General features: G+C 40.4%; 4 protein-coding genes. All 4 read right to left on the reverse strand.

All coding sequences use genetic code 11. The features are described from left to right. On the reverse strand, positions 1-371 hold a 371-nt coding region (locus tag ACY65O_RS16735; protein ID WP_462222005.1), incomplete at its 3' end, for an ATP-binding cassette domain-containing protein. A gap of 63 nt (positions 372-434) precedes the next feature. Continuing rightward, positions 435-1,877, reverse strand: a complete 1,443-nt coding sequence (locus tag ACY65O_RS16740; RefSeq protein WP_462222006.1) for a PSP1 domain-containing protein — start codon at positions 1,875-1,877, stop codon at positions 435-437. Between the two features lie 237 nt (positions 1,878-2,114). Continuing rightward, on the reverse strand, positions 2,115-3,347 hold the full coding sequence (locus tag ACY65O_RS16745) for a DNA polymerase III subunit (protein ID WP_462222007.1): 1,233 nt from the start codon (positions 3,345-3,347) through the stop codon (positions 2,115-2,117). A gap of 72 nt (positions 3,348-3,419) precedes the next feature. Continuing rightward, the gene (locus ACY65O_RS16750; protein WP_462222008.1) at positions 3,420-3,893 is read right to left on the reverse strand and encodes a glutathione peroxidase; all 474 of its coding nucleotides are present in this window, start codon (positions 3,891-3,893) and stop codon (positions 3,420-3,422) included. Positions 3,894-3,962: the final 69 nt, after the last annotated feature.

A 3,962-nucleotide genomic window follows, 5' to 3' on the forward strand; every position in this document is an offset into this window, starting at 1 on the left:
TCCACACTTAAGCCAACAGTTTTTATTACTTCTTCTATTTTTTCTTTTTTATTATTTACTTCATGCACATTGCTTACAAAATCTAAATACTCTCTTACATACATATCATGATATAGCGGATTAGCTTCGGGCAGATAACCAATTTTCTTTTTGGTTTCGTTACTGTTTTCATCAACGGTAATACCACATACTGCAGCATTTCCACCATCGGCTTTAAGGTAACCGGTAATAATTTTCATGGTGGTAGATTTGCCTGCACCATTAGGCCCTAAAAAACCTACAATCTCACCTTTATTAATAGTAAACGAAATATTATTAACTGCTTTTTGAGCGCCGTAAATTTTGGAGAGATTATTTACTGTAATGGACATTTAAAAAATTATGTTGTAAAAGTAAAAACGTCAGGCGATAAAACCTGACGTGATTAATATTAGTTAAATATTTTTTTCACCTTCATTTTTAGGGCCTTGATTTGGATTAGGCCGCTGCTGATTTTGCCCACCTCTGTTTTGCGGTGGCCTTTGCTGCCTGTTTTGTTGATTTGGATTTGGCCTCTGCTGATTTTGCCCACCAGTATTTTGCGAACGGTTTTGTTGACCACCACCTTGCTGGCCACGGTTAGGTTGATTACCTCCAGCCTGTTGTTGTGGTCTGTTTCCCTGCTGCCGGTTATCGCCTTGCCTGTTGCCTTGTTGAGTTCCTCCTTGCCTATTACCCATTGCCTGTTGACTGTTGCCCCCCTGCTGATTTCTTTCGTTATCCCTTCTTTTGCGGCTTGTTTTTTCTAAACTCTTCAAGCTTATCTGACCTACCACATCGGCATAAACCGGTTCAATATCTTTTGGTTTGCTGGTTATTACTTCTACAGGTTCCAGGTCTGCAGGCCTAACACCTTGTCTATTGAGTTCTTTAATTTTTTTAACCCTTTCAATAGTAAGCGGATATTGTTTATTACTATCCGGCATGGTGTACCACATCAGGTTTTTAAAAATATCTTTCTTTACTAAAAAAGCACGGCTTCTTTCCATCTCCAGCATTTCTGCATCATCAGGAAAAAATTGCAATGCATCCATATAAGTATCCAGCTCGTAATTTAAACAGCATTTCAAACGGCCGCATTGTCCGCTAAGTTTTGTTTGGTTGATGCTTAAATTTTGATAACGGGCTGCATTAGTATTTACACTTTTAAAATCGGTAAGCCAGCTGCTGCAACACAATTCCCGGCCGCAACTGCCAATGCCCCCAACCTTACCAGCTTCCTGCCTTGCACCAATCTGGCGCATTTCTACTTTTACCTTAAACTCGCCAGCGTATAATTTTATCAGCTCCCTGAAATCCACACGGTCATCAGCAATATAAAAGAAAGTGGCTTTGCGGCCATCGGCCTGTATTTCCACTTCAGCCATTTTTAATTCTAAATTTAACTGCCGGGCCATAGCACGGCTGCGAATTAAAACCTGTGCTTCCCTTGCTTTGGTTTCTTTCATTTTTGCAATGTCGGTATCGGTGGCACGGCGCAAAACCTTTTTAATGTCGGGGCTTTTTTCATCAACATTACGTTTCTTCATTTGTATACGTACCAGCTCGCCGGTAAGGTTTACCATGCCCACGTCAAAACCGCTGATGCCTTCCACAGCAATCATATCGCCTTTTTCGTAATAATGAAGTGTATTGTTTTTAAAGAAATCTTTGCGGCTGCCATTATTAAAACTTACTTCAATAATGCGGCAATTACTTTCGGGGTCGCTGAAAGGTAAATTGGCCAGCCAATCGTGTACATTCATCCGGTTGCAACCGCCGGTACTGCAACTGCCATGGCTTTGGCAGCCACCCGGTGCACCATCTTTTGTGCCGCATCCTCCACTTCCACATCCCATATAGACAACAATTAAGTGTTAGTTAAAAAATAAGGAGGAAGTTTTTTGAACCGGGCGGGAGAATTACTAATGGGTTTCATTGGCGTCGCACTCTTCAACTATATATTTCTATTCGGCAGGTAAGGCTCCGTAATGGTATGCCGTACAAGTGAGTGACACAACGATGTTGATTAAAGATTATATGCTGATAACAAAATAATCGTTCTTAGTAATTGCCTGTTCTCCGTTTCAAATTCCTCAGTTCACCAAAATTACTGATTTGTTGCTAATAATATGATATAACCTGATGGAAAGGGCATGAAAGAGCATTTTGGCGTTGGCATTACGCTCAATATAATAGCTGGCTTTGTCTAATTCGTTAATAATTGCCTCCTGCTGGCCAATAGAACAGATCTTGTTCAACCTTAATGCAAAGTCGTGGTCATTGTTCATTATTCGTTGTTCGTTGTTCGTCTCTATTACCCTTAATCTTATCGCCAGTTCCAGTAAATGAATAAAGTATTTAAGAAATTGCTTTTGTTTTTCCCTGCCTATTTTGGCAGTATCGTCAATCCATTTTACCTGTGCCACGGGCCCGGTTTTTAAAACAGCATTCAGCCATTCCCTTAACGTGGCCTGCCAATCGTCTTCGGCATGTTGCAATAATTGCAGGGCCTCCCGGTAATTGCCTTCGGCAATTGCGGCAATCTGGCCCGCCTTTTCCACACTTATGCCTTCATTTAATTCCAATGCCGCTTCTACTTCAATATTGCTGAGCAAAGGGATTTTTACCAATTGTGTTCTGGATAAAATAGTGGGTAAGATCAAATCTTCATTTTCGGCTACAAAAATAAAAAGGGTGTTTGGCGGCGGTTCTTCTATCAGCTTTAATAATTTGTTACCCTCCTTACCTAAAAATTCGGGCATCCACATAATGAGGATCTTGTATTCGCTTTCAAAACTTTTCAGGCTCATGGTACGGTTAATATCATTGCATTCTGTTGCGGTGATATTACCCTGTTTATTTTCGGCACCAATAAATTGCAGCCAGTCATACACATTACCATAAGGGTTTTGAACAATGAACTCCCGCCATTCTTTTATAAAATCGGCACTAATGGGTTTTTCGCCGGGCTTTTTTGTAATTACCGGGTAGCTGAAATGTATATCGGGATGAATGAGTTCGTTGGCTTTTTTACAGGCTGGGCATTCGCCGCAGGAATCGTTGTCCGTTGTTTGTTGTTCGTTGTTCGTTTGCGGTTCAGGGTCTCCAAATAATGAAGGCTCATTTGCCAATTGCTTATTGCCAATTGTCCCTTTTCCATTTACTTTTTCGCAAACAATATATTGTGCAAAAGCCATGGCCAGTTGCAAAGCACCGCTGCCTTCTTTACCCAAAAACAATAAAGCATGGCTCAGCCTGTTGTGCTGAATCATTTGTACCAATTGTTCTTTGGTTTCTTTTTGGCCGGTGATGGAATGAAATTGCATGGGTGCAAAGTAAATTAAAAAAGAAATCCGAAGTTTTTTAAAACTCCGGATTTATATAAATAGTTTTTTAGATTATAATTTACTGGTAATCTCTTCACTCATTGGCTCAACCTTACTTGGAAAATAAGAGATCAGGCTTCCGTTTTCATCCAATAAAAATTTACCAAAGTTCCATTTTATTTCAGCATCCAATACACCATTTTCTGCTTTGCTGCAAAGCCATTTGTAAATAGGTGCAGTATCATCGCCTTTAACAGAAATCTTTGCCGCCATGGGAAAGGTAACGCCGTAATTTTTTTTGCAGAATTCGCCGATCTCGGTGTTGGTGCCTGGTTCCTGTCCGCCAAAATTGTTGGCAGGAAAACCTACAATCACCAATTTGTCTTTGTATTGTTCGTATAATTTTTCCAATCCTTCGTATTGTTTGGTATAACCACATTTTGAAGCTGTATTAACTACCAGTATTTTTTTGCCCTTGTATTTTGAAAAATCAATTGTGCTGCCATCAAGCGCAACGGTTGCATTGCCACTCAATGTGGAAATCAACTCGGCTTGGCTATTGCCAGTGGCGGCCAGATGAGATTCCAGTGTAATGCCACCCGATAGAAAATTCTT

Source organism: Ferruginibacter sp. (assembly GCF_031430955.1).
Classification (GTDB): Bacteria; Bacteroidota; Bacteroidia; order Chitinophagales; family Chitinophagaceae; genus Ferruginibacter.

Bases quoted from the DNA above. Each gene is read 5' to 3' on its own strand.
- ACY65O_RS16740 (WP_462222006.1), bottom strand. From the start codon at position 1,877: ATGGGATGTGGAAGTGGAGGATGCGGCACAAAAGATGGTGCACCGGGT.
- ACY65O_RS16745 (WP_462222007.1), bottom strand. From the start codon at position 3,347: ATGCAATTTCATTCCATCACCGGCCAAAAAGAAACCAAAGAACAATTG.